We start from the raw sequence: 22,492 nt of genomic DNA on the forward strand, positions 1-22,492 counted from the left end.
GAAGATCCGTAGGTTTTACCGCTCCGTCACCTGAATGGCCATGCGGCGATCAGAATTTCCCAAGGCAGTCGTCTCACGCGAGGCAACCAGGTACTGATCCCCAAACCCTTCGGTTTCGATTCGTTCTTCGGCAATTCCCAGGGCAACCAGAATTTGCTTGACCCGCTCGGCCCGCGCTACCGACAGCTGTAAAGCCTGGGCTGCGTCGCCGGTATTATCGGCGTAGCCGCCCAGTTTAATTTTAGCCGTTGGGTAGGCTTTCAGTATTTCCGCCAGGTTTTCCATCTGCTCTTTGGAATCTGCTTTTACAAACGCCTGGCCGGGTTCAAAATATAGCCGATCGAAATCAAAAGTACCTGCTTGACCAAGGGCCTTGTCTGAATTCAGAAAAGCCACCAAATCCGCTTCCAGGGCATTGCCGGTGACGGCCATAGAAAGTTCGAGGCCGTTGGGCAATTTCATGACGGTCGTCTCGGGCACATCTACCCCCACCACCTGCGCTATGGGCGTCCCTTCTACCAGGCTGGCGGCTTCGGGGGAAGTGACGCTGATGTGAGGCGCAATGACCAGCGATACAATGGACATGAGCTTGATCAGGATGTTCATGGAAGGACCGGAGGTATCTTTGAACGGATCACCCACGGTATCGCCGGTTACGGCCGCTTTGTGCGGCTCAGAGCCTTTAAAATACGTCTGTCCGTTAATATCCACGCCTTTTTCGAAAGATTTCTTGGCGTTGTCCCAGGCCCCACCGGCGTTGTTTTGGAAAATACCCATCAGTACGCCGGAAACCGTTACTCCCGCCAAAGTACCTCCCAGTACTTCGGGACCAAAGATAAAGCCCACAATGACCGGCACCAACAGGGCAATGAGGCCGGGAGCGATCATCTCGCGGATGGAAGCCTGCGTAGAAATGGCCACGCATTTTTCGTACTCGGGCCGGGCGGTACCTTCCATAATGCCCGGAATTTCGCGGAACTGACGACGTACTTCTTCAACCATTTTCATGGCGGCGCGCCCTACGGCAGCAATGGCCAGGGAAGAGAAAATAAAGGGGATCATGGCTCCTACGAAGAGGCCCGCCAGTACGTTGGCTTTGTAAATATCAATGGCCGAAATACCCGCTACCCCGCAAAAAGCGGCAAACAGCGCTAGGGACGTGAGCGCCGCCGAGGCAATGGCAAAGCCTTTGCCCGTAGCGGCCGTGGTGTTTCCTACGGCATCCAGGATGTCCGTGCGCCCGCGTACATCGGCGGGGAGGTGGCTCATTTCGGCTATTCCTCCGGCGTTATCCGCAATGGGTCCAAAGGCGTCGATGGCCAGCTGCATGGCCGTGGTGGCCATCATACCGGCCGCCGCGATGGCTACTCCGTACAAACCGGCAAATTCGTAGCTCAGGAAGATACCCGCCGCCAGTACCAGCACCGGAATGACGGTGGATTCCATCCCTACCGACAAACCCCCGATGATGTTGGTGGCGTGGCCCGTGGATGACTGGTTCACGATGGACTGCACCGGGCGCTTGCCCATGGCAGTATAGTATTCCGTTACGGATGACATGATGGCTCCCACAACCGAGCCCAGCAGAATGGCGTACACAACGTCCATGGCGTTGAAGTCTACGCCCCGGATCGTTAAAGTACCCGCAGGCAGCATCCAGAGGGTAAGTGGTATAGCGACGAGGAGCGTAATGATGATTGAGCCCCAGTTGCCCCGGTTGAGGGCCGACTGTACATTGCCCGAGTCACCGCTGATCCGGACGAAGAGCATACTAATGATGGAGGCGATCAAGCCCAGGCCCGCAATGAGCATCGGCAGCAAAATGGGGGCAATACCGCCGAAATCATCCTGCGAAACAATTTCCCGGCCCAGTACCATGGTAGCCAGAATGGTGGCTACGTACGAGCCAAAGAGGTCGGCACCCATACCCGCCACGTCGCCCACGTTGTCGCCCACGTTGTCGGCGATGGTAGCGGGGTTGCGCGGATCGTCTTCCGGGATACCGGCTTCAACTTTACCAACCAGGTCAGCCCCTACGTCGGCCGCTTTGGTATAAATACCACCGCCAACCCTGGCAAACAGCGCGATGGATTCGGCCCCCAGCGAAAAACCCGCCAGTACTTCCAGTACCTTCTCCATCGGAACGCCGTTAATATCAGCTCCTTCTCCCACAAACATGTGGTAAAAAACAATGAACAAACTACCTAGCCCCAGCACGGCCAGGCTGGCTACGCCAATCCCCATCACGGAGCCGCCGGTAAAGGATACATCCAGCGCCTTACTCAAACTGGTACGGGCCGCCTGCGTCGTCCGGACGTTGGACTTGGTGGCGATGTTCATGCCAATGTAGCCCGCAAAGGCCGATATGAAGGCCCCGATCAGAAAGGCAACGCCAATGAACCAGCTCGAATTCTCGACCAGGGTGCCGGAAAAGCCCAGCAGTATACTTACGATGATACCAAATACTATCAGGACGCGCCATTCGGCTTTCAGAAAGGCCAGTGCTCCTTCCGCAATGGCATTGGCGATTTCCTGCATACCGGGGTCACCGGCGTCCTGCTTCACTACCCAGCCGCGTTTAAAAAACATGACCAGCAGGCCGACAAGCCCCAAAACTGGTACCAAATACGTAATAGTACTCATGCGCAAAATGATTTGGTTAATGGTTCTGAAAAAATCGTGTAAATATAGAAGTTGGCCCCCCATAAAAAAAATGAACCCGGCTCTCAGATTGGTTATTTTATATAGTTTTTAGGAAAATATCGAGAAATAAAGGGGGCCGTATTGCAACTTTACCCGCTATATCAGTAGTTTAGACCTTGATACGTACCAACCCACTCGCTTCCCTTCCTTATGCGTCCTACGTTTACCTATATACTTTTCCTGATCCTCCTTGGAGGCGGGCCTCACTCAGGAGTCCGGGCGCAAACGCCTTCCCCGAGTTCCAGTGCTATTTTCCAGCAGTTTAAAAAGCTGGATGTGCTGGGCTCGGTACTTTACCTGGCCGCCCACCCCGACGACGAGAACACCCTGATGCTCGCCTACCTGGCGCAAGACCGCCTGGCCCGCACGGCCTACCTTTCGCTGACCCGCGGCGACGGAGGGCAAAACCTCATCGGCTCCGAGCAGGGCTACAAAATTGGGCTGATTCGTACCCAGGAGCTACTGGCCGCCCGTCGCATCGACGGCGCTCAGCAGTTTTTTTCCCGTGCCTACGACTTTGGTTTTTCCAAAACCCGCGACGAAACGCTGGATTTCTGGGGGAAAGAGAAAGTACTCGGTGACGTAGTTTGGCTGATTCGCAAGTACCAACCCGACGTGATGATCACCCGTTTCCCGCCCGACGAACGCGCCGGCCACGGGCACCATCAGGCCTCGGCCTACTTGGCCGAAGAGGCTTTTCGGCTGGCCGCTGACCCCAGCGCCTACCCGGAGCAGTTGAAGGAGGTAAAAACGTGGAAAACAAAACGGGTGGTGTGGAACGGCTACTCGCGCGGATTTGCCAACCAGCCGCCCGACGAAGAAGGCAAGCCTTATATCTCCGTGCAGATCGGTGGCTACAATCCGCTGCTGGGCCAGTCATATACCGAAATAGCGGCCCGGAGCCGCAGTCAGCACAAAAGCCAGGGTTTTGGGGCTTCGCCCATCCGGGATCTGCGCACCGACTACCTCATCCATAAAGACGGCGAACCCGCCCAAAAAGACCTTTTCGACGGCGTGGATGTGAGCTGGAACCGCGTCAAGGGTAGTCAGGAAGTAGCCCGGCTCGTGAAGCAGGCCATTCAGGGGTTTTCGGTGGAAAATCCGGCCGCTTCGGTACCTACGCTGGTGAAAATACACCAGGCCCTGGCCAAGCTCGACCAGGGAAATACGTACGTCCAGGCCAAAAAGGAAGAAGTGCAGCAACTCATTCAGCAGTGCCTGGGGTTGTGGTTTGAATCCAATCCGGCGGATTTCGCCGTGGTACCGGGCGAACGGATTATGCTAAGTACCAATGTCGTCAACCGCGCTAAGTACCCCGTGAAGCTCGTGAGCATGAAGTGGACCGGCCGGACCTCCGATAGTACCTTGAACCTGACGCTGGAACCCTTCAAAGGCTACAACTACCTCACCACGGTACCTGTACCTGCCCAGCTGGACAACAGCCAACCGTACTGGCTCAAAAAGCCCTTGGATAAAGGGATATTCCAGATTGACAACCAGCGGGACGTAGGCTACCCCGAAAACCGCCCGCCTACCTTTACCGAATTCACTTTTGAGGTCGACGGTCAGCGCTTTACGTATTCCAAACCCTGGATCTATAAATTTTCGGACCCGGTGGAGGGAGAAATGTATCAGCCTTTTGAACTAAGACCACCCGTAACGACCACCCTCAACGAGCCGGTTTATATCTTCACCGGTCCGGAGCCCCAAAGCGTAGAAGTACTGGTGCAAGCCCACAAAAGTAACGTAAAAGGTACTTTGCGGCTGGAGGTACCCCCTTCCTGGAAAGTCACGCCCGCCAGCATTGAGTTCAACGTGGATGAAAAGTACCTGGAGCCCAGTTTTACCTTTACGGTACAACCACCCGCCCAGGCCGGGGAAGGTACCTTACGCGCCGTGGTTGACGTAAACGGCCAGGCCTATACGCAGTCGCTCCGCAGCATCAAGTACCCCCACATTCCGGTACAATCCGTTTTTCCCGCTTCGGAAGCGAAGGTAGCCCGGCTGGACGTAAAAAATAAGGCGCAACGGGTGGGGTACATTGCCGGAGCGGGTGACGAAGTACCTGCCGCGCTCCGCCAGATGGGCAGCCAGGTCACGTTCCTGAACGAAGCGCAGCTCAGTGGCGACTTGAGCCACTACGACGCCATCGTGGTGGGTGTACGCGCCTACAATACCGAAGATCGCCTGGCGGTATACCAGCAAAAGCTGCTGAGCTACGTGGAAAAAGGGGGTACTTTGGTGGTTCAGTACGCCACCGCTTCTGGCCTGAAAGTACCCCAGATCGGTCCTTACCCGCTGTCGATCGGCCGCGATCGGGTGACGGAAGAGGACGCCGACATGCAGTTTCTGAAGCCCGAACACCCGCTCCTCAACTACCCCAATAAAATTACCCGCCAGGATTTCGAAGGTTGGGTTCAGGAGCGTGGCTTGTACTTTGCCACCAAGTGGGATCCACGCTACCAAACCATCCTGGCCAGCCACGACCAGGGCGAGCCGCCGCTGGAGGGTAGTTTGTTGTATGCGTCTTACGGCAAAGGGCACTATATGTACACGGGGCTTTCGTTCTTTCGCGAACTACCCGCGGGCGTCACGGGAGCTTACCGGCTTTTTGCTAACCTGATTTCGGTAGGGAAGTAATCCGGGCTGCTTTTAAAGGTACTTTTCAAGTAGAAGTTGTTTATGTTTTTAATCAGCTTCGTAGTAATAAATTCCTCCTCCTTAAAGTAGCTACTGCGTGTCTGAAACCCCTCGCTGGAAAATATGGATCGATACGGGTGGTACCTTTACCGACTGTCTGGGCATTGACCCCCAGGGCCAAACGCACCGGGCCAAAGTACTGAGCTCGGGCTACCTGAAAGGACGTCTGGTGCGAAAAATCGATTCCTTTGTGTTCGAATTTGACGCGCCCTGGGCGTATCCGAGCCGTTTGCTGGAAGGGTACTGGCTGTTGGCCCCTGAATCGGGTCAAAGATCAAAATTGCTCTCTATCAATTATTTACAAAAAACATTAATCCTAGAAGATAATCTAACACCGTTAACTAACACCGATTTTGTCCTAACCCGTCACGAAGAAGCCCCCGTACTGGCCACCCGGCTGGTAACCCAAACGGCCCTGGGTGATCGCTTTCCCGAGCTAGACATGCGCCTGGGTACTACTAAGGGAACCAACGCCCTGCTGGAACGAAAAGGAGCCAAAACCTTGCTCGTGGCTACCAAAGGGTTTGGGGATGTGCTGCGCATCGGTACCCAGCAGCGGCCTCACCTTTTTCAGCTCGCTATCCCCGAGCCTACGCTGCTGTACGACTCCGTATTGGAAATAGACCAGCGGGTAGCCGCCGACGGCACCGTGCTCAAAGCCATTGGGGACGCGCAACTTCAGGAAGTACGGGCTTATTGTCAGAAACACGGTTTTGAATCGGTGGCCGTGTCGCTGCTCAACGCCTACCAAAACCCCGAGCCCGAACATCAAATCGCCAACTACCTGCGCCGGGCGGGCGTTAGGTACCTTTCACCCGCCACGCAGCTCTCAGCGAGTATTCACTACCTGCGCCGTACCCAGACGGCCGTCGTGAACGCCTACCTGGCCCCCGTGCTGGATTCGTACCTGACCAATATCCGATCGGTCCTGGGCGATGCTTCCATTCAAGTGATGACGAGCGCCGGTGGGTTGGTGGGCCTCGAGGCCTTTAACGCCAAAGACAGCCTACTGAGCGGCCCGGCGGGGGGACTGGTGGCCGCCACCCACCTGGCCAAACGCCTGGGGTATGAGCGGGTACTTACCTTCGACATGGGCGGTACCAGCACCGACGCCGCCCGCATTCAGGGACGGGCCGATCTAAGGTACCTGACCCAGATCGAAGGACTGGAAATCCACAATCCTACGCTGGACATCGAAACAGTAGCCGCCGGAGGTGGGTCCATCTGCTGGTTCGATGGCTTTGCCCTGCGCGTGGGTCCCGAAAGTGCCGGGGCTCAGCCGGGCCCGGCCTGTTACGGGGCGGGCGGCCCTCTTACCCTGACGGATGTGAATTTGCTCATGGGTAAGCTGGATACCGCCCGCTTTGGCATACCCATCCAGTATGCCGCCGCCGCGGAGGCGCTGGGGGTACTTAGGGAACAAATCCGCTCCCGGACGGGCCAGTCCCTGCCGGAACAAGAAATACTGACCGGCCTGGAACGGATCGCCAACGAAAAAATGGCCGAAGCGATTCGTCGTATTTCGGTGGCCCGGGGCGTAGACCCCAAAGAGTACGCCCTACTCACCTTCGGGGGCGCGGGCGGCCTGCACGGCTGCCAACTGGCCGACCTGCTCGGCATCACCACCGTGCTGGTCCCTTACGACGCCGGTCTGCTCAGCGCCTACGGCATGGGCCAGGCCCGGATCAGCCGGATCGTCTCCCGGCAGGTATTTAGGCGCTGGCCAGAAGTAGTAGACCAGGTACCTTTCTTCTTGGAAGAACTCCATCAAGAAGCGCTGGCAGCCCTCAGGCAAGAGGGTATTCAGGAAGTAGAGCCCGGCTTTTGCTCCTTGTTTATGCGCTACGCGGGGCAGGAAAGCAGCCTGGAGGTACCTTACGAAGCCGGGCAGAGCCTCGCTCGGTTTGAAGAACTATACCAGACGCAGTTTGGGTACCTTCCGGCGGGGCGGGTGGTAGAGCTGGAAAGTATCCGGCTTATGGTTCGGGAAAAAAGCCCAGCGGAAGTACCTCTTCCCACCGTTCAGACGAAAATCCCGGCCAGTCCCGTTCGGCAGCTGGTTTCGCCCTATTTTCCGGAAGAAAAAGTACACGTGTTTGATTGGGACCAACTCCCAGCGGGAAGTACCCTGGCGGGGCCCGCCAGCTTGCTCAATTCCACCTCGACCACCTACGTACCCGCGGGCTGGGCACTGACGATCCAGGAGGAGGGCCACGCCATCCTAACCCGCGCCCAGGCCCCACTTGCCCGTCCCGCGGCGCAGGCCGAGGAGATTGAACTGGAACTATTTACCAATCGCTTTGCGTCCATTGCCCTGGAAATGGGGGCGCAATTGCAACGAACGGCCTTCTCGGTGAACGTCAAGGAGCGGCTGGATTTTTCCTGCGCTTTGTTGGACGCCGAAGGGGAGCTGCTGGTGAACGCTCCCCACATTCCGGTGCATCTGGGTAGTTTGGGAATTTGCGCGCGGCTGGTGCGGGACTACATTCGGCTGGGGCCGGGTGATGTGGTCATTACCAATCACCCCAAGTACGGCGGCTCGCACCTGCCGGACGTCACGCTGCTGGCGGGGGTATTTACCCAAGCCAACGCGTGTGTAGGCTACGTGATCAACCGCGCCCACCACGCCGAAATAGGCGGCACCAAGCCCGGTTCCATGCCCCCCGACGCCCTACACCTGCACGAGGAAGGCGTTGTGATTTTGCCTCAATACCTGGTGAAAGCCGGAGAAGTACAATGGGAAACCCTGCGCGCGCTCTTCACCCAGGCACCCTACCCCACCCGTACCTACGCCGAAAACGAGGCCGACATCATTGCCGCGCTGTCTTCGCTGCGTAGCGGCCAGCGGCTCTTGCTCAAGCTCGTGGCAGAGCAGGGGGTCGAAAAAGTAGCCTTTTACATGCAACGCCTCAAGGAGAACGCTTACGAGCAATTGCGCCAGGCGCTGCTCCCTTACTTAGGCCCCAAACTACGCGCCGTAGAGTACCTCGACGACGGCCACCGCATTGCCCTACAGGTGACGGTGACTGAGCAAAAGCTCCATATTGATTTTCAGGGTACTTCGCACGTTCATCCCAAAAACCTGAACGCCAATATCTCCATTCTGTACAGCGCTTTGCTGTACGTACTTCGCTTGTTGGTCAATAAAGACATTCCGCTGAACGAAGGTCTCCTCCGCAACCTCGAGCTGAGCCTCCCGCCCGACTCGTTCCTGCACCCCCTGTTTGACGATGATCCCCAAAAATGCCCCGCCGTGGTGGGTGGCAATACGGAGGTGAGCCAGCGACTGGTGGACACGCTCCTCAAAGCCTTTGGACTGGCGGCCTGCAGCCAGGGTACCATGAATAACCTGCTGTTTGGCAACGCCCACTTTGGCTACTACGAAACCATCGGCGGCGGCGCGGGCGCGGGCCCCGGCTTCCACGGGCGGTCGGGAGTGCACCAGCACATGACCAACACCCGCATCACCGACCCGGAGGAGCTGGAACGCCGCTACCCGGTGCGTTTGGTGCGCTTCGGGATTCGGGCCAGTTCGGGTGGCGCGGGCAAGTGGCGGGGCGGCGATGGCATCGTGCGGGAACTGGAGTTCCTGGAAGAGCTCGAGATTACGTTTATTGGCCAACACAACAACTTTTCGCCCTACGGGCTGGCTTGTGGCGCACCGGGCCTCTCGTCTCAGGCCCTGATCATCCGTCGGGATGGCCGCAGCGAGCTTTGTCCGGGCATGTGTAGTAGTTGGGTCCAACCCGGCGACCGGCTACTCATCCAAACCCCCGGTGGAGGCGGTTACGGCGAACCGGAGAGCCAATAGCCGAGGGCGAAGTGGGTGGAAGGAATGAGGAAAGCCCACTTACTTCAATTTTTGTTCGAAAGTACCCATTGAGTTTATTTTTAAAGTACCCCTGAATTTTAAAAGTACCCTATGAAGTACCTTTCCTTCCGCCAGGGGCTCTCGGGCGTGCTGTTCTGGTCCATTATTTCGGCGGCCTTTATCGGGCCGGGCACGGTTACGACCTGCGGGCTGGCGGGAGCGACCTACGGTACTTCGCTCCTGTGGGCGTTGGTATTTTCCATTGGGGCCACGATGGTACTTCAGGAAGCCGCCGCGCGCCTCACCATCGCGACCGGTCAAAATCTGGGCGAAATCATTTCGCTCCGGCTGGGAGCCCGGGGTCGGGGCGTCAACCGTGCCCTGGCGGTGGGCGTGGTTCTGGGGTGCGCCGCCTACGAAGCCGGTAATATCCTGGGGGCGGTGGCGGGCATCCGGCTGCTGTTGGATCTGCCCGGCTGGGTACTTACGATCCTGATCAGTACGGCCGCTTATTTTTTTCTTTCCATTCAATCCGTCTCGGTACTTTCAAGGGTACTTGGAGTGGTCGTTTTTGGCATGGGAGCGGCCTTTATTTGGGTAGGTACCTCCGCCCTGGAGCCGGAGCGGTGGGGAGAGGTAGTTTGGCACAGCCTGGTACCCAGCTTCCCGGCCGGAGCCGCGGTGCTGATCACCGGACTAGTGGGTACTACGGTGGTGCCTTACAACTTATTTCTGGCGTCGGGCATTGGCAAAGGACAAAGCGTAGCCGAGATGCGGCAGGGCATTATCCTGGCCGTCCTGATCGGCGGGATTATTTCCGTGTGTATTTTGCTGGGGGGTACTTTGGTTCAGGGTACCTTCAGCTACCAGAATGCGGCCGAGGTACTTTCCGTCCGGCTGGGTACTTACGGACGAAGCCTGTACGCGATCGGTTTGCTGGGAGCGGGCTTCACTTCGGTAGTCACGGCCCCCTTTGCCGCCGCCCTGACCACCCGCTCGCTGCTGGGCTTTGACCAGGCGCAGTCCCGCCGGGTGTGGCAGGGGGTACTTTTAATGGGTTTTTTCTTCGGCTTGCTGGACACGCGCCCCATTCCCATCATCATTGCAGCCCAGGCCGCTAACGGCCTCCTGCTGCCGTTCATTACCTGGCAAATCATCCGTGCCACCAGCGATGCCAGGATTCTGCCGCTGCATCGCAACACCCGGCTTCAGAAGTTCCTGCTGGGACTTATCTTTCTGGTAACGGCCCTGCTCGGGGCCAGCAGCCTCCTCAGCGCCTTCAAGAGCCTGCTTTAAACCCTTGATGCCTCGGGGAAGGGAGTGTGTCTAAAGGGTACTTCCTCACAAAGTACCCTATGTACCAAGCTTGCTGCTAGTCTCCCCAACGCCAGCCTAACTTCACACCTACCCAGCCGTTAGACTTGGGGGCGGCGTTGTAGTAGCGGTTTCCGAACGCATTCAGGTCGAAGCCCAGGCTGTAAATATCCGCCCGGACCCACTCTTTGGACGCCGCTACTTCGGTGTAGAGGTGGTCGCCCCAGCCTTTTCTCCAGGTAGCTCTCAGGAAGAATTGGTGGTAAGGGGTACTTTCTACGCTATTGGCGTCATTGAGATAAAAGGAACCACCCTGTTGGTAGGTAGCAAAAACCGAGAGACCGTAACGCAGCAGGGCATCCACGCCGGTGGTGTGTATCAGGCGGGGAATCCCTGGCAGGTACTTCCCGTCCAGATTGGCATCGCCTTGCTGAAAATCTTGGTAGGTGTAGCGAGTATAAGTACCCGTGTGCCACAGCCGCAGCAGTGCTACGGGTCCGGTGCTTTTGAGCAAATCGTAGTCGGCCCGCCATTCGACGCCGTTCTGCTGGGTTTTACCGGCGTTAATGAAGTACTCTGCCCCGTTGTCCTGCGTACGCCGCACGATGGCCTGCCGCAGGCCGAAGTTATACAGGTTGACCTCGGCTGAAAAGCGGTTTCCAAATTTCCGTAGGCCCAGCTCGCGGTTAATTCCGCGCTCGGCGTTCAGGTCGCGCCGAAACCCACCCGCCGAAGGCCGTACTTCCTGCAAGGTAGGGGGCGAAAATCCGTCGCTCAGCGAGGCCGTCACGGCCCAGGTACTTCCCAGCCGTTGGTTAATCGCCACGCGCGGCATGAACAGCCCGTCGAAGCGGCTGCTCTCCTGTAGGTAGGGCGCCGGAATGAAGCCTTCGTAGCCGTAGCGCAACGTGTTGTAGCTTAGGCCCGCAGTGGCCGTCAGGCGGCTGGGTAGCGTCACTTCCCACTGGCTAAATACCGACAGGGAAGCGGTACGGATGTCCTCGGCCGTCTGCGGATCTCCCGGTACGCCCCGCAGGTTGTCGTAGTTGCGCTGGGCCGAACGCCCGTACTGCCACTCAAAGCCACTCGTCCAGAGGGACTCCACGCGTCCGAGCTGACTTTGGTACTGCCACACATTGCGCCCCCCGATGCCCTGCTCGTCGCGTTTTTCGTAGTTGCTGATAAACGGATTGGCAAAATCGTTGGTCGTGAGGTACAGCGAAACGGTTTGGTTCCAACGCGCCGACAGCGGCAGATCGTAGCTTCCGCCCAACAGCGCGTAGCGGGTGTAGATGCCCGCCCCCTGCTCGCCGCTGCCGGGTAGCGTGGCCGTAGGCTGGCGCGACAACCGCGGATTGGTTTGGTACTGGGCGAGCGTAATCCCACCCGGCGTTTGGTAGTGCAGGTCCGAGTACAGGCCCAGCAGCGAGAGGGTACCTTTTTCGCCGAGCTGGTGCGACGAGCTAAACATCAGGGCGTCGCGGCCCATGGCGCTGTGCTCGCGGTAGCCTGCTTGCTCCTGATGCCCGTACCGTACGGTAAAAGTACCTGCCTTGAGTTCTGTGTTCCAGCTTCGGAATCCGTACTGGCCCACGCCCACACTTTGTTCCAGCGCGTAGGCCGGTGCCGGTTGATCGGCCGGGCGATCGTACATCAGCACCACTCCACCAGTACCGGCACCGTAAAGGCTACTAGCCGGACCTTTGATGATTTCCATGCGTTGTACGGCCGCAAAGTCCAGTGAATTTAGCGGTGTGTTGCCGCTGGCGTCGGTGTAGGGAATGCCGTTCCAATAAAACTTTACGTTGCGCACACCAAAGGGAGACCGGATGAGGCTGCCGCGTACCGAGAAGCGATAGCTACCGGGCGAGCGCTCTTCCATCCGGACGCCCGGCACCGCGTTGACGGCATTCACAAAAGTACTGGGTGCGTAGCGTTCGAGTAGGCGGGGCGACACCAGCCCGACGGTGGCGGGGGTTTCCAGCAAGGTACGCCTGGATTCGAAGGCCCGAACCGTTACTTCTTCGAGCTGACGGGTACGCAGGCTGTCCAAATCCTGGGCAACCATTGGTAAAGAAATACCCACCCAAAGCAAAGAGGTGCGAGAAAAATCGTGGAAAAAAGCGAGCATAATGGTCAGGTCAGAAAACGGAAAATGGGGTTAGGACTTCAAAAAAGCACCTCCATTTCTCAAAAGACATACTTTTCCTATATAATACCAAATTGCTGGGCCACTACCTGCGGCTTAATGGAACAGCTTTTATACTTTTACACAATAAAATATTCCATAAAGTAAGTTAACGCTTTGAAATTCAAAATTTAGTGTTAACTTTATGGCCCGTTTCTGATTTTTTTAATTTTTTGTCAGAAACGGCACCCAAATTTCTTATCAAATGTGTCACCCCGGGCACAAAGGGTATAGGCGTATACCATACAATATTCTTATACCTACCTCTTATTACTTCACTCTCAGCACAGTTACCCCTTTTTTATTAAAGCGTTACTTCAATAGAAAAACCCTCTTTTTGGTGGGCGTTTTCCTTCTTGAAAGATGATAGCCGGGATACCACAAAAAAATATTATAATATATTTTAAAGCTATCCTGCAAGGGCCTTTTCGGGCCGGATATCGCTAACAAAAAATGGCTTCCCCGATTAAGGGAAGCCATTTTTTATGTTGAAATTATTAGAACTTTATTAGTTAGTCTCGATCGATCGGCGAATGATGTTTAGGGCCGATCCCGCCTTGAACCATTCGATCTGCTGCTCGTTGTAGGTATGGTTCACCTGAAACGAATCCGTAGTGCCATCGGCATGGTGCAGCACGATAGTCAACGGCTCACCGGGCGCAAACTGCTGCAGCCCCGTGATATCGATCGTATCGTCTTCATGAATCAGATCGTAGTCCGACGGGTTCATGAACGTCAAGGCGAGCATCCCCTGCTTTTTGAGGTTGGTTTCGTGAATCCGGGCAAAGGACTTAACCAGAATAGCCCGAACGCCCAGGAAGCGGGGTTCCATGGCTGCGTGCTCCCGCGAAGAGCCTTCGCCGTAGTTTTCGTCACCGACTACGATGGACCCGATGCCCTGGGCCTTGTAGACTCGCTGCGTGGCGGGTACTTCGCCGTACTCTCCGATGAGTTGGTTCTTGACCGTGTTGCTCTTATCGTTGAAGTAGTTGATGGCACCAATGAGCAGGTTGTTCGAAATGTTGTCCAGGTGTCCGCGGTATTTCAGCCAGGGGCCCGCCATCGAAATGTGGTCGGTGGTACATTTGCCTTTAGCCTTAATCAATAATTTAAGACCAGTGATGTCGGTACCTTCCCAGGCTTTAAAAGGTTCGAGTAGTTGCAGCCGATCCGAGTTGGGGTCCACCAGCACTTCCACCAGGCTGCCATCTTCGGCGGGTGCCTGATAACCGGCGTCCTCGACATCAAATCCCTGTGGCGGTAGCTCGATGCCCTGCGGTTCGTCCAGCATTACCTCCATACCTACTTCGTTGGTGATGGTATCGGTCACAGGGTTAAAGGTTAGATCACCCGCAATGGCAAAGGCAGTGACGATTTCGGGCGAAGCCACAAACGCGTGGGTACTTGAGTTGCCATCGTTCCGCTTGGCAAAGTTCCGGTTAAAGGACGTAATGATGGAGTTGGCCCGGCTGGGATCATCCATGTGACGCGCCCATTGCCCGATACACGGACCACAGGCGTTGGCCAACACGACACCACCGATCTCTTCAAAAGTAGCCAGGATTCCGTCGCGCTCGGCCGTGTACCGTACCAGCTCCGAACCCGGCGTGATGGTATACTCGGCTTTGGCTTTGATATTTTTCTTGGCGGCCTGGGCGGCTACGGAGGCAGCCCGCGTCATGTCTTCGTAGGACGAGTTGGTGCAGGAGCCGATCAGCCCTACTTCCAGGCGCGCTGGCCAATTGTTTTCGCGTACGGCCTGGGCAAATTTGGAAAGCGGCCAGGCCAAGTCAGGCGTGAAGGGTCCGTTGATGTGCGGCTCCAGCGTGGACAGGTCCAGCTCAATAAGCTGGTCGTAGTAACCCGCCGGATCGGCGTATACTTCTTCGTCCGAGCGTAGGTTGGCCCATACCGCCGAGGCGGCCTCGGCTACATCGGCCCGCTCGGTGGAGCGCAGGTAGTCGGCCATGCGTTCGTCGTAGGCAAAAATAGAGGTGGTGGCCCCAATCTCGGCTCCCATGTTACAGATGGTTCCTTTTCCTGTACACGACAGGCTCTCGGCACCTTCGCCAAAGTACTCCACAATGCAGCCGGTACCTCCTTTTACGGTGAGCTGTCCGGCTACCCAAAGAATGACGTCCTTGGCGGCCGCCCAACCACTGAGCTTCCCGGTGAGCTTCACTCCGATGAGCTTGGGCATTTTAAGTTCCCAGGCCAGGCCCGACATTACGTCGCTGGCGTCAGCCCCTCCTACCCCAATTGCAATCATACCCAGGCCACCGGCGTTGGGCGTGTGGGAGTCGGTCCCGATCATCAGGCCGCCAGGGAAGGCGTAGTTTTCCAGCACTACCTGGTGGATGATCCCCGCGCCGGGCTTCCAGAAACCGATGCCGTATTTATTGGATACCGAAGCTAGGAAATCGTACACTTCGCGGTTTCTGTCTTTGGCAGTTTGCAAGTCTTGTACGGCGCCTACCTCCGCCTGGATCAGGTGGTCGCAGTGTACCGTGGAAGGTACCGCCACCTGCGGGCGCCCCGCCTGCATAAACTGCAACAGGGCCATTTGGGCGGTAGCATCCTGCATGGCTACGCGGTCCGGGGCAAAGTCTACGTATGATTTACCACGCTCATATACTTGCGAAGGAGTACCTTCCCACAAGTGAGCGTAGAGGATTTTTTCGGTCAAAGTCAACGGACGACCTACCACCTGGCGGGCGGCATCAATTCGTTCACCCATGCGGGCGTATACGCCCTTGATCATATCTAAGTCAAATGCCATAGTAATTTATAAAATCAATTGTTTGATTAAAAAATGCGCCTAAAAGTACAAAATTCCTCGTTATTTTGCCGGCTGTACGGTCTATTTTGCAATAATTTTGCTCCACAGACCTGCTTGTTGCCTACTATCGAATGGGGCTCGGGTGCCTGGAAGCGGGGTACTTCCTAGCCTGGTGACCACGCCCGAAATCCCTGGCTCTATTTCGGTTAGCTCGGGGCGAAATGATTTTTTGGGGCCAAAATTCAAACCTTTTACCCGGCTCTGTAACAAACCTTTTGATCAGGCGGTTTATGAATTGTAAGTTCTGCCCTATCTTTGGAGCAGCCTAAGCACCATTACCCGGCTTATAACCCTACTATATTATGTCAAAAAATCTGGTGATCGTTGAGTCACCGGCTAAGGCCAAAACCATTGAAAACTATCTGGGAGCTGATTTTACGGTCAAGTCGAGTTTCGGCCACGTCCGGGATCTGCCCGAGCACGATATGGGTGTCGATGTAGAAAATAATTTCATGCCCATCTATGAAATTTCTGCCGATAAAGTAAAAGTTGTTAATGAATTACGAAAATTGGCGAAGGAAGCCGAGGAGGTATGGCTCGCCACGGACGACGACCGCGAAGGAGAAGCCATTTCCTGGCACTTGAAGGAAGCCCTTGGGCTGCCCGACAACACCAAACGGATCGTTTTCCGGGAAATCACCAAGACGGCCCTAAAAAACGCCATCGGCAAACCCCGCCTCATTGATATTGATCTGGTGAATGCGCAGCAGGCCCGCCGGATTCTCGACCGGCTGGTGGGCTACGAGCTGTCGCCGGTACTTTGGAAAAAAATACGCATCGGTAAGTCGTCGCTGTCGGCCGGCCGCGTACAATCCGTGGCCGTGCGCATCATTGTGGAGCGGGAGCGGGAGATCGACGCCTTTCAAAGCAAAAGCAGCTTCAAAGTAACGGCCCGCTTCGACCTGGGCCAGGGCAAGGTACTGAACGCCGAACTACCCAAAAACTTCGAAACCGAAGCGGACGCCCTGGCGTTTCTGGAGCGCTGCCTGGGAGCTACTTTTACCATCAAAAACCTGGAAACAAAGCCCGCCAAAAAAACCCCGGCTCCGCCTTTTACAACTTCTACGCTTCAGCAGGAAGCCTCCCGGAAGCTGAGTTTTTCGGTTTCCCAAACCATGACCGTGGCCCAGAAGCTGTACGAAGCCGGAAAAATATCCTACATGCGGACCGACTCCACCAACCTCTCCGAAGAGGCTATGGGGAAAGCCAAGGAACAGATTTCGAAGGAATACGGTACCCACTACCACCACCAGCGCGTTTTCAAAACCAAGTCGGAGTCGGCTCAGGAAGCGCACGAAGCCATTCGTCCCACCGATTTTTCTACTCAGGTAGCCAGTAAAGACCGCAACGAACAGCGTTTGTACGAACTCATCTGGAAGCGCGCTATCGCCTCCCAGATGGCCGACGCCCAGCTGGAACGTACCACGGCCACCGTGGGTATTTCAAGTACCCGCGAAGAACTCATCGCCCAGGGCGAAGTCATTAAGTTTGATGGCTTTCTGAAAGTGTACCTGGAATCCAGCGACGAAGAAGGCGACGAAGAGCAAAAAGGCATGCTACCGCCCCTGAATATCGGGCAGGTACTGGCGCTTTCGGACCTAAAAGCCACCGAACGTTTTACGCGCCACGCCCCCCGCTACACCGAAGCCAGCCTGGTGAAGAAGCTGGAAGAAATGGGCATTGGCCGCCCGTCTACCTACGCTCCTACCATCTCCACGATCCAGAAGCGAGGTTACGTGGTTAAAGAAGACCGCGAAGGGCAGCAGCGTACCTTCAAGGAGCTCACCTTGCAGGATAATCAGATTAAAAGCAAGGTCAGTAGCGAAAACTACGGTTCGGAGAAATCCAAACTCTTTCCTACCAGCACGGGCATGATCGTCAATGATTTTCTGGTCAGTAATTTCCAGGACATCATCGACTATTCATTCACAGCCAGCGTTGAGAAAGATTTTGACAACATTGCCGACGGGAAAATTCCCTGGCAAACGATGATCGAACGTTTTTATAAAGGTTTTCATGGTAAAGTAGCCGAAGCCCAGGAACAAAAAATTGACCGCAGCCTCACCTCCCGCGACCTGGGCGAAGACCCCGTCACGGGTAAAAAGGTATCGGTACGCGTAGGGAAGTACGGCCCCTACGTGCAGATCGGCGACGTGGAAGACGAGGAAAAACCCAAGTTTGCCAGCTTGCTCAAAGGCCAGCTCATGGAAACCATTACCTTCGAAGAGGCGATGGAGCTCTTCAAACTACCCCGCGAGGTAGGCTTCTTTGAGGATCAGGCCTTGGTGGTGAACATCGGAAAATACGGACCCTACGTAAAGCACGACGGTAAGTTTTATTCCCTCGCTACTACCGACGACCCCATGGCCGTGACGGAAGAGCGGTTGATTGACATTATTCAGGAAAAACGCCAGGCCGACAGCAGCCGAACCATCCGGGAATACGACGAAAACCCCAACGCCAAGGTACTGAATGGTAAGTACGGCCCGTACATTTCGTTCGGAAAGCGGAATATCAAGATTCCCAAAGGTACCGAACCCGCTTCGCTGACCTACGAGGATATTCTGAAGCTCGCCGAAGGTACCGAGGAAAAACCGGCCAAAGCGAAAGCTCCGGCCCGAAAGCCCGCAGCCAAGAAAACGAAAAAGTAAATGGGCAACCGATCGGGAGGTACCTGCCTCCCGATCTGGCTCTGCCAAACTACCCGAGGCATGAAGAAAAAACTGGTCGTTCTCTCCGGCGCCGGTATCAGCGCCGAAAGCGGAATAAGTACCTTTCGCGACAGCGGCGGGCTCTGGGAACAGCACCGCATCGAAGACGTAGCCACCCCCGAAGCCTGGCGCAAAGATCCGCACAAGGTACTTACGTTTTACAACCAACGCCGCCAGCAGGCCGCCACCGTACAGCCCAACGCCGCCCACTACATCCTGGCTGAGCTGGAGGCCGACTTCGACGTCACCATCATTACCCAGAACGTCGATAACCTGCACGAGCGGGCGGGCTCCACGCACGTGCTGCACCTGCACGGCGAGCTCAGCAAAGCCCGAAGTACCCAAAATCCCACGCTCATTTACGAAGTACCCACGGGAGAGATCAACTGGGGCGACTGCTGCGAACTGGGAAGTCAGCTGCGCCCGCACATCGTGTGGTTTGGCGAGGAAGTACCTATGATGGAGCAGGCCATCGATTACACCGAACAAGCTGACCTTTTTGTGGTCATAGGTACTTCGCTGGCGGTGTATCCCGCCGCGGGACTGGTACATTACGTGGCCCGTGGGGTACCTGTGTACGTCATCGACCCGGCCCTGCCCGACATTACCCTGGGGCAAAATATGACCTTCATTCAAGAAAAAGCCACCGTAGGAGCGGCCCTCCTCCGACAAAAATTACTGCCATGAATCAATGGGTAACACTCTCAAACGGCCTCGAAATGCCTCTGCTGGGGCTGGGTATCTACACGCCCCACGCCAAAAATGAAGCGCGCGAGGCCGTCGCAACGGCCCTCGACCTGGGCTACCGCTTACTTGATAATGCCAGCGCCTACCAGAACGAGGAGGAAGTAGGCCAGGGCCTGCAAGACAGTGGCCTGGCGCGGGCCGAGGTATTTATTACGTCCAAAGTAAATAATCCCGAGCAAGGCTACGACGCCACGCTCCGGGCCTTTGATAACAGCCTCCAACGCCTCCAGACCGACTACCTCGACCTGTACCTGATCCACTGGCCCGTGCGGGAGCACCGCCGCCAAACCTGGCAGGCCCTGGAAAAACTCTACGCCGACAAACGCGTGAAGGCCATCGGGGTATCGAACTACTACCAGCCGCACCTGGAGGAACTTTTTACCTACGCCGAGGTGGTGCCGATGGTGAACCAGTTTGAGTTTCACCCTTTTTTATACCTACCTGATTTGGTAAATTACTGCTTCGAGAAGGGCATCCAGCCCGAAGGGTACTCGCCGCTGGTACGGGGCGAAAAAGCGCAACACCCTACGCTGCAGGAAATAGCCGAGCGGCACGGCAAAAGTACCTACCAGGTACTGATCCGTTGGTCGATGCAGCACGGCGTGGTCACGATCCCGAAATCCACTAACCCCGAGCGCCTGCGAGCCAACTTCGACGTCTGGGATTTTGAGCTTTCCGACGATGACATAGCGGCTCTCAACCAGCTGCACGACGGTACCCGCATCGCCGAAGACCCGATGGATTACCTTTAAGGGGTACTTTGGACGTAGTAAGTAAAGACATCATTTTTTATACATCCTCTTTTTATCAGGATTACTCATCATGCAACTGCTCGACGGAAAGGTACTTTCCAGCCTCATCAAGGCCGAAATAAAAGTAGAAGTAGAAAACTGGATCGCCCAGGGCGGTAAGAAGCCGCATCTGGCGGCGATTCTGGTCGGGAACGACGGTGCCAGCGAAACCTACGTGGCCTCCAAGATCCGGAGCTGCGAGGAAATTGGCTTCACGTCCACGCTCGTCCGGCTCGACGCCGACAGCACCGAAGCCGAGGTACTTGCCGCGGTAGAAGCCCTCAACCAGGACCCCGACGTGGACGGCTTCATCGTGCAGCTACCCCTGCCGCCGCACATTTCCGAAAACACCGTCATGGAGGCCGTTGCGCCCGAAAAAGACGTGGACGGTTTTCATCCCATCAACGTGGGCCGCATGTGCAAGGGCCTGCCCGCCTACCTTTCGGCCACGCCCTTTGGCATTCTGGAGATGTTCCAGCGCGCGCAGATCGAAACCACCGGCAAGCACTGCGTGGTCATTGGCCGCAGCCAGATCGTGGGCCTGCCCATGAGCATCCTGATGCAGCGCAATACTACCCCCGGCAACTGTACCGTGACGATCTGCCACAGCAAAACCCGCAACCTGAAGGAAATCTGCCAGACGGCCGACATCCTGATCGTGGCCCTGGGACGGCCCGAGTTCGTCACCGCCGACTACGTCAAGGAAGGCGCCGTGGTGGTAGACGTGGGCATCAGCCGGGTACCGGACGCCAGCAAGAAGAGCGGCTTCGCCATCAAGGGCGACGTGAAATTTGACGAAGTAGCGCCCAAGAGCAGCTACATCACGCCCGTACCCGGCGGCGTGGGCCTCATGACCATCTGCGGCCTGCTCACCAACACCCTCAAAGCCGCCCGCAAGGAGATTTATCCGTAAGGGGTACTTTCAAGGTACTTTGCACATGTAAAAAGCACAATCGGAAACGGTTGTGCTTTTGTTTTTAAAATACTATCTTACAGCGAAATAGTCTCTTCTTTTCATTCTAATTCACAATATCAATTCTCTACAAAATCAAAAATGAGAATTGACATACATACGAAAATAGTTAGGGCTAAAAATCACTACGAGGGGCTTGTAGCTAGCTTTTTAGAGACAACATTAGTAATAAATGATCTTATTATTTTTACCGAAAATAAGAGTACTCAAGGAATTTAAACAAAATATTCCGGCGACACTATACCACCAATTTTATAAATATGCTACCGGCAAAAAAACATTCTATTTCAAAAAATATAGAAAAAATCAATTCTGGAAACTTCGACAATAATGATGTAAATGCGCTGCTGATGAGCCTCAGACATTACGCATCAGAAAATCGAACCTTTAAAGAGTTTGCAGATTTTGTAGCACATCCTATTAGGAATCAAGGAGAAATAAAAACCAGGTTAGATTATCTTCAGGACTGGTCAAAATTTGCCAATAAATATCTTTATGGGTCAGCTGAATTTAATTTCTCAAATCCTTTCCCAAAATATATCCTCAAAATATTAAAATATCTACATTCTAGATGTGATCCCAACATATTTTCCCATGCAAAAATATCTAAAACTAGTTTAAAATCTTTTTTGGAAAAATGCTTTGATAATATTGATGAAGAAACTATTACATTAAATAGATTAGTACTAGAAAATTATCCAAATAGGGTTGACATTCAGGAGCATATAAGCGCTTTGAATTATTTATTAGAACAGTCAATCTTTTTAAAGCCTCTTTTTCATCAAGAGGAAATTATTCAAGCAGTTATTGACGTGTTAACGTCAAATAAGATACATTTTAATGAATTGCTATTCAGGAAACAGTCAGATAAAATAATGCTTTATATATTAGCTGACTTACACTTATCAACTTATACATTACATGATAGATCAGAGTTAAATTGCCACATCGGAGGGATTGAATACAGGATAAAAGATATGGATAATAGAAAGGTCATACGCTCTAAATATCTATATTTAATAGCACGTTCTGAGGCAGCTAGGGTAGACATTAAAGGTGTAGAATTACCCTTACAGCATTCATGTATATTAATAAATACAACATTACCTGCTTACCGGTGGTGTAATCCATCTCTTTTCATTAATTTAGGATCAAGCTATGGAAGCTACAATGATCAGGATTTTTATGTAGATAACAATTATAAGCTTGCCTCAATAAGCCCTTACCAAGGAGAAGGCATAGTAGATATTACATTTCACATAGACTAATGAAGTGATGTTATAAAATAGCATTTTCAACCATTGATTTAAAAAATCTTGATTTATTTAAAATCGATGAACCATACCCACAAAACCATCATTGAAAAGTACCTCCAGGCGTACAACGGGTTTGACGTACCGGGCATGGTTGAGAACCTGCACGAGGAGGTTGTTTTTGAAAACAGCACGAACGGGGTCATTGACCTAACCACGATCGGCATCGACGCCTTCCGGCAGCAAGCCGAAGCGGCCCAGGGGTACTTTACGCAGCGCGAGCAAAAGGCTACGTTCTGGCAGTTTGAGGAAAACGTGGTGACGGTCCAGATCGAGTACGCAGGCGTGCTGGCCGTGGAACTACCCAACGGCCTGAAGCCCGGCGATACGCTGCGGCTGGAAGGTAAATCCATTTTTGAATTCCAAGACGGGCGAATTATCAAAATCCAGGATGTAAGCTAA

At 54.8% G+C, this 22,492-nt stretch carries 12 protein-coding genes; 9 read left to right on the forward strand and 3 right to left on the reverse strand.

Going from position 1 to position 22,492, the window contains the following annotated elements; all coding sequences use genetic code 11:
* Positions 1–15 precede the first annotated feature (15 nt).
* Complete coding sequence (locus HNQ92_RS06965) at positions 16–2,643, reverse strand: sodium-translocating pyrophosphatase (RefSeq protein ID WP_184172554.1); 2,628 nt, start codon at positions 2,641–2,643, stop codon at positions 16–18.
* 210 nt (positions 2,644–2,853) lie between these two features.
* Between HNQ92_RS06965 and HNQ92_RS06970 the strand changes: the two genes are divergently transcribed.
* From HNQ92_RS06970 to HNQ92_RS06980, 3 genes are all read left to right on the forward strand, one after another.
* Positions 2,854–5,343 carry a PIG-L family deacetylase gene (locus HNQ92_RS06970; RefSeq protein WP_184172556.1) on the forward strand — a complete coding sequence of 830 codons (2,490 nt, stop codon included), beginning with the start codon at positions 2,854–2,856 and terminating at the stop codon, positions 5,341–5,343.
* A 97-nt stretch (positions 5,344–5,440) separates the two neighbouring features.
* Positions 5,441–9,214: a hydantoinase B/oxoprolinase family protein gene (locus HNQ92_RS06975; RefSeq protein WP_184172558.1), complete on the forward strand. Its 3,774-nt coding sequence runs from the start codon at positions 5,441–5,443 to the stop codon at positions 9,212–9,214.
* Positions 9,215–9,325: 111 nt separating this feature from the next.
* On the forward strand, positions 9,326–10,510 hold the full coding sequence (locus HNQ92_RS06980; protein WP_184172560.1) for an Nramp family divalent metal transporter: 1,185 nt from the start codon (positions 9,326–9,328) through the stop codon (positions 10,508–10,510).
* A 76-nt stretch (positions 10,511–10,586) separates the two neighbouring features.
* Here HNQ92_RS06980 and HNQ92_RS06985 read toward each other — a convergent pair whose 3' ends face one another.
* Together HNQ92_RS06985 and HNQ92_RS06990 are read right to left on the reverse strand one after the other, a co-directional pair.
* Complete coding sequence (locus HNQ92_RS06985) at positions 10,587–12,596, reverse strand: TonB-dependent receptor (protein ID WP_246439734.1); 2,010 nt, start codon at positions 12,594–12,596, stop codon at positions 10,587–10,589.
* A gap of 628 nt (positions 12,597–13,224) precedes the next feature.
* Positions 13,225–15,495 carry an aconitate hydratase gene (locus HNQ92_RS06990; protein ID WP_184172564.1) on the reverse strand — a complete coding sequence of 757 codons (2,271 nt, stop codon included), beginning with the start codon at positions 15,493–15,495 and terminating at the stop codon, positions 13,225–13,227.
* Between the two features lie 362 nt (positions 15,496–15,857).
* Here HNQ92_RS06990 and topA point away from each other — a divergent pair, with 362 nt between their 5' ends.
* From topA to HNQ92_RS07020, 6 genes are all read left to right on the forward strand, one after another.
* Positions 15,858–18,206 carry a type I DNA topoisomerase gene (topA, locus tag HNQ92_RS06995; RefSeq protein ID WP_184172565.1) on the forward strand — a complete coding sequence of 783 codons (2,349 nt, stop codon included), beginning with the start codon at positions 15,858–15,860 and terminating at the stop codon, positions 18,204–18,206.
* Between the two features lie 60 nt (positions 18,207–18,266).
* The gene (locus HNQ92_RS07000) at positions 18,267–18,953 is read left to right on the forward strand and encodes an SIR2 family NAD-dependent protein deacylase (RefSeq protein ID WP_184173745.1); all 687 of its coding nucleotides are present in this window, start codon (positions 18,267–18,269) and stop codon (positions 18,951–18,953) included.
* The gene (locus HNQ92_RS07005; protein WP_184172569.1) at positions 18,950–19,765 is read left to right on the forward strand and encodes an aldo/keto reductase; all 816 of its coding nucleotides are present in this window, start codon (positions 18,950–18,952) and stop codon (positions 19,763–19,765) included. Before HNQ92_RS07000 ends, HNQ92_RS07005 begins: the two co-directional genes overlap by 4 nt.
* Positions 19,766–19,835: 70 nt before the next feature.
* Entirely contained in the window at positions 19,836–20,717 is an 882-nt protein-coding gene (locus tag HNQ92_RS07010; RefSeq protein ID WP_184172572.1) for a bifunctional 5,10-methylenetetrahydrofolate dehydrogenase/5,10-methenyltetrahydrofolate cyclohydrolase, read from the forward strand.
* A gap of 320 nt (positions 20,718–21,037) precedes the next feature.
* Positions 21,038–22,045: a hypothetical protein gene (locus HNQ92_RS07015; protein ID WP_184172573.1), complete on the forward strand. Its 1,008-nt coding sequence runs from the start codon at positions 21,038–21,040 to the stop codon at positions 22,043–22,045.
* A 66-nt stretch (positions 22,046–22,111) separates the two neighbouring features.
* Positions 22,112–22,492 carry a nuclear transport factor 2 family protein gene (locus tag HNQ92_RS07020; RefSeq protein ID WP_184172575.1) on the forward strand — a complete coding sequence of 127 codons (381 nt, stop codon included), beginning with the start codon at positions 22,112–22,114 and terminating at the stop codon, positions 22,490–22,492.

It is taken from the genome of Rhabdobacter roseus, from assembly GCF_014202275.1.
Lineage (GTDB): Bacteria > Bacteroidota > Bacteroidia > Cytophagales > Spirosomataceae > Rhabdobacter > Rhabdobacter roseus.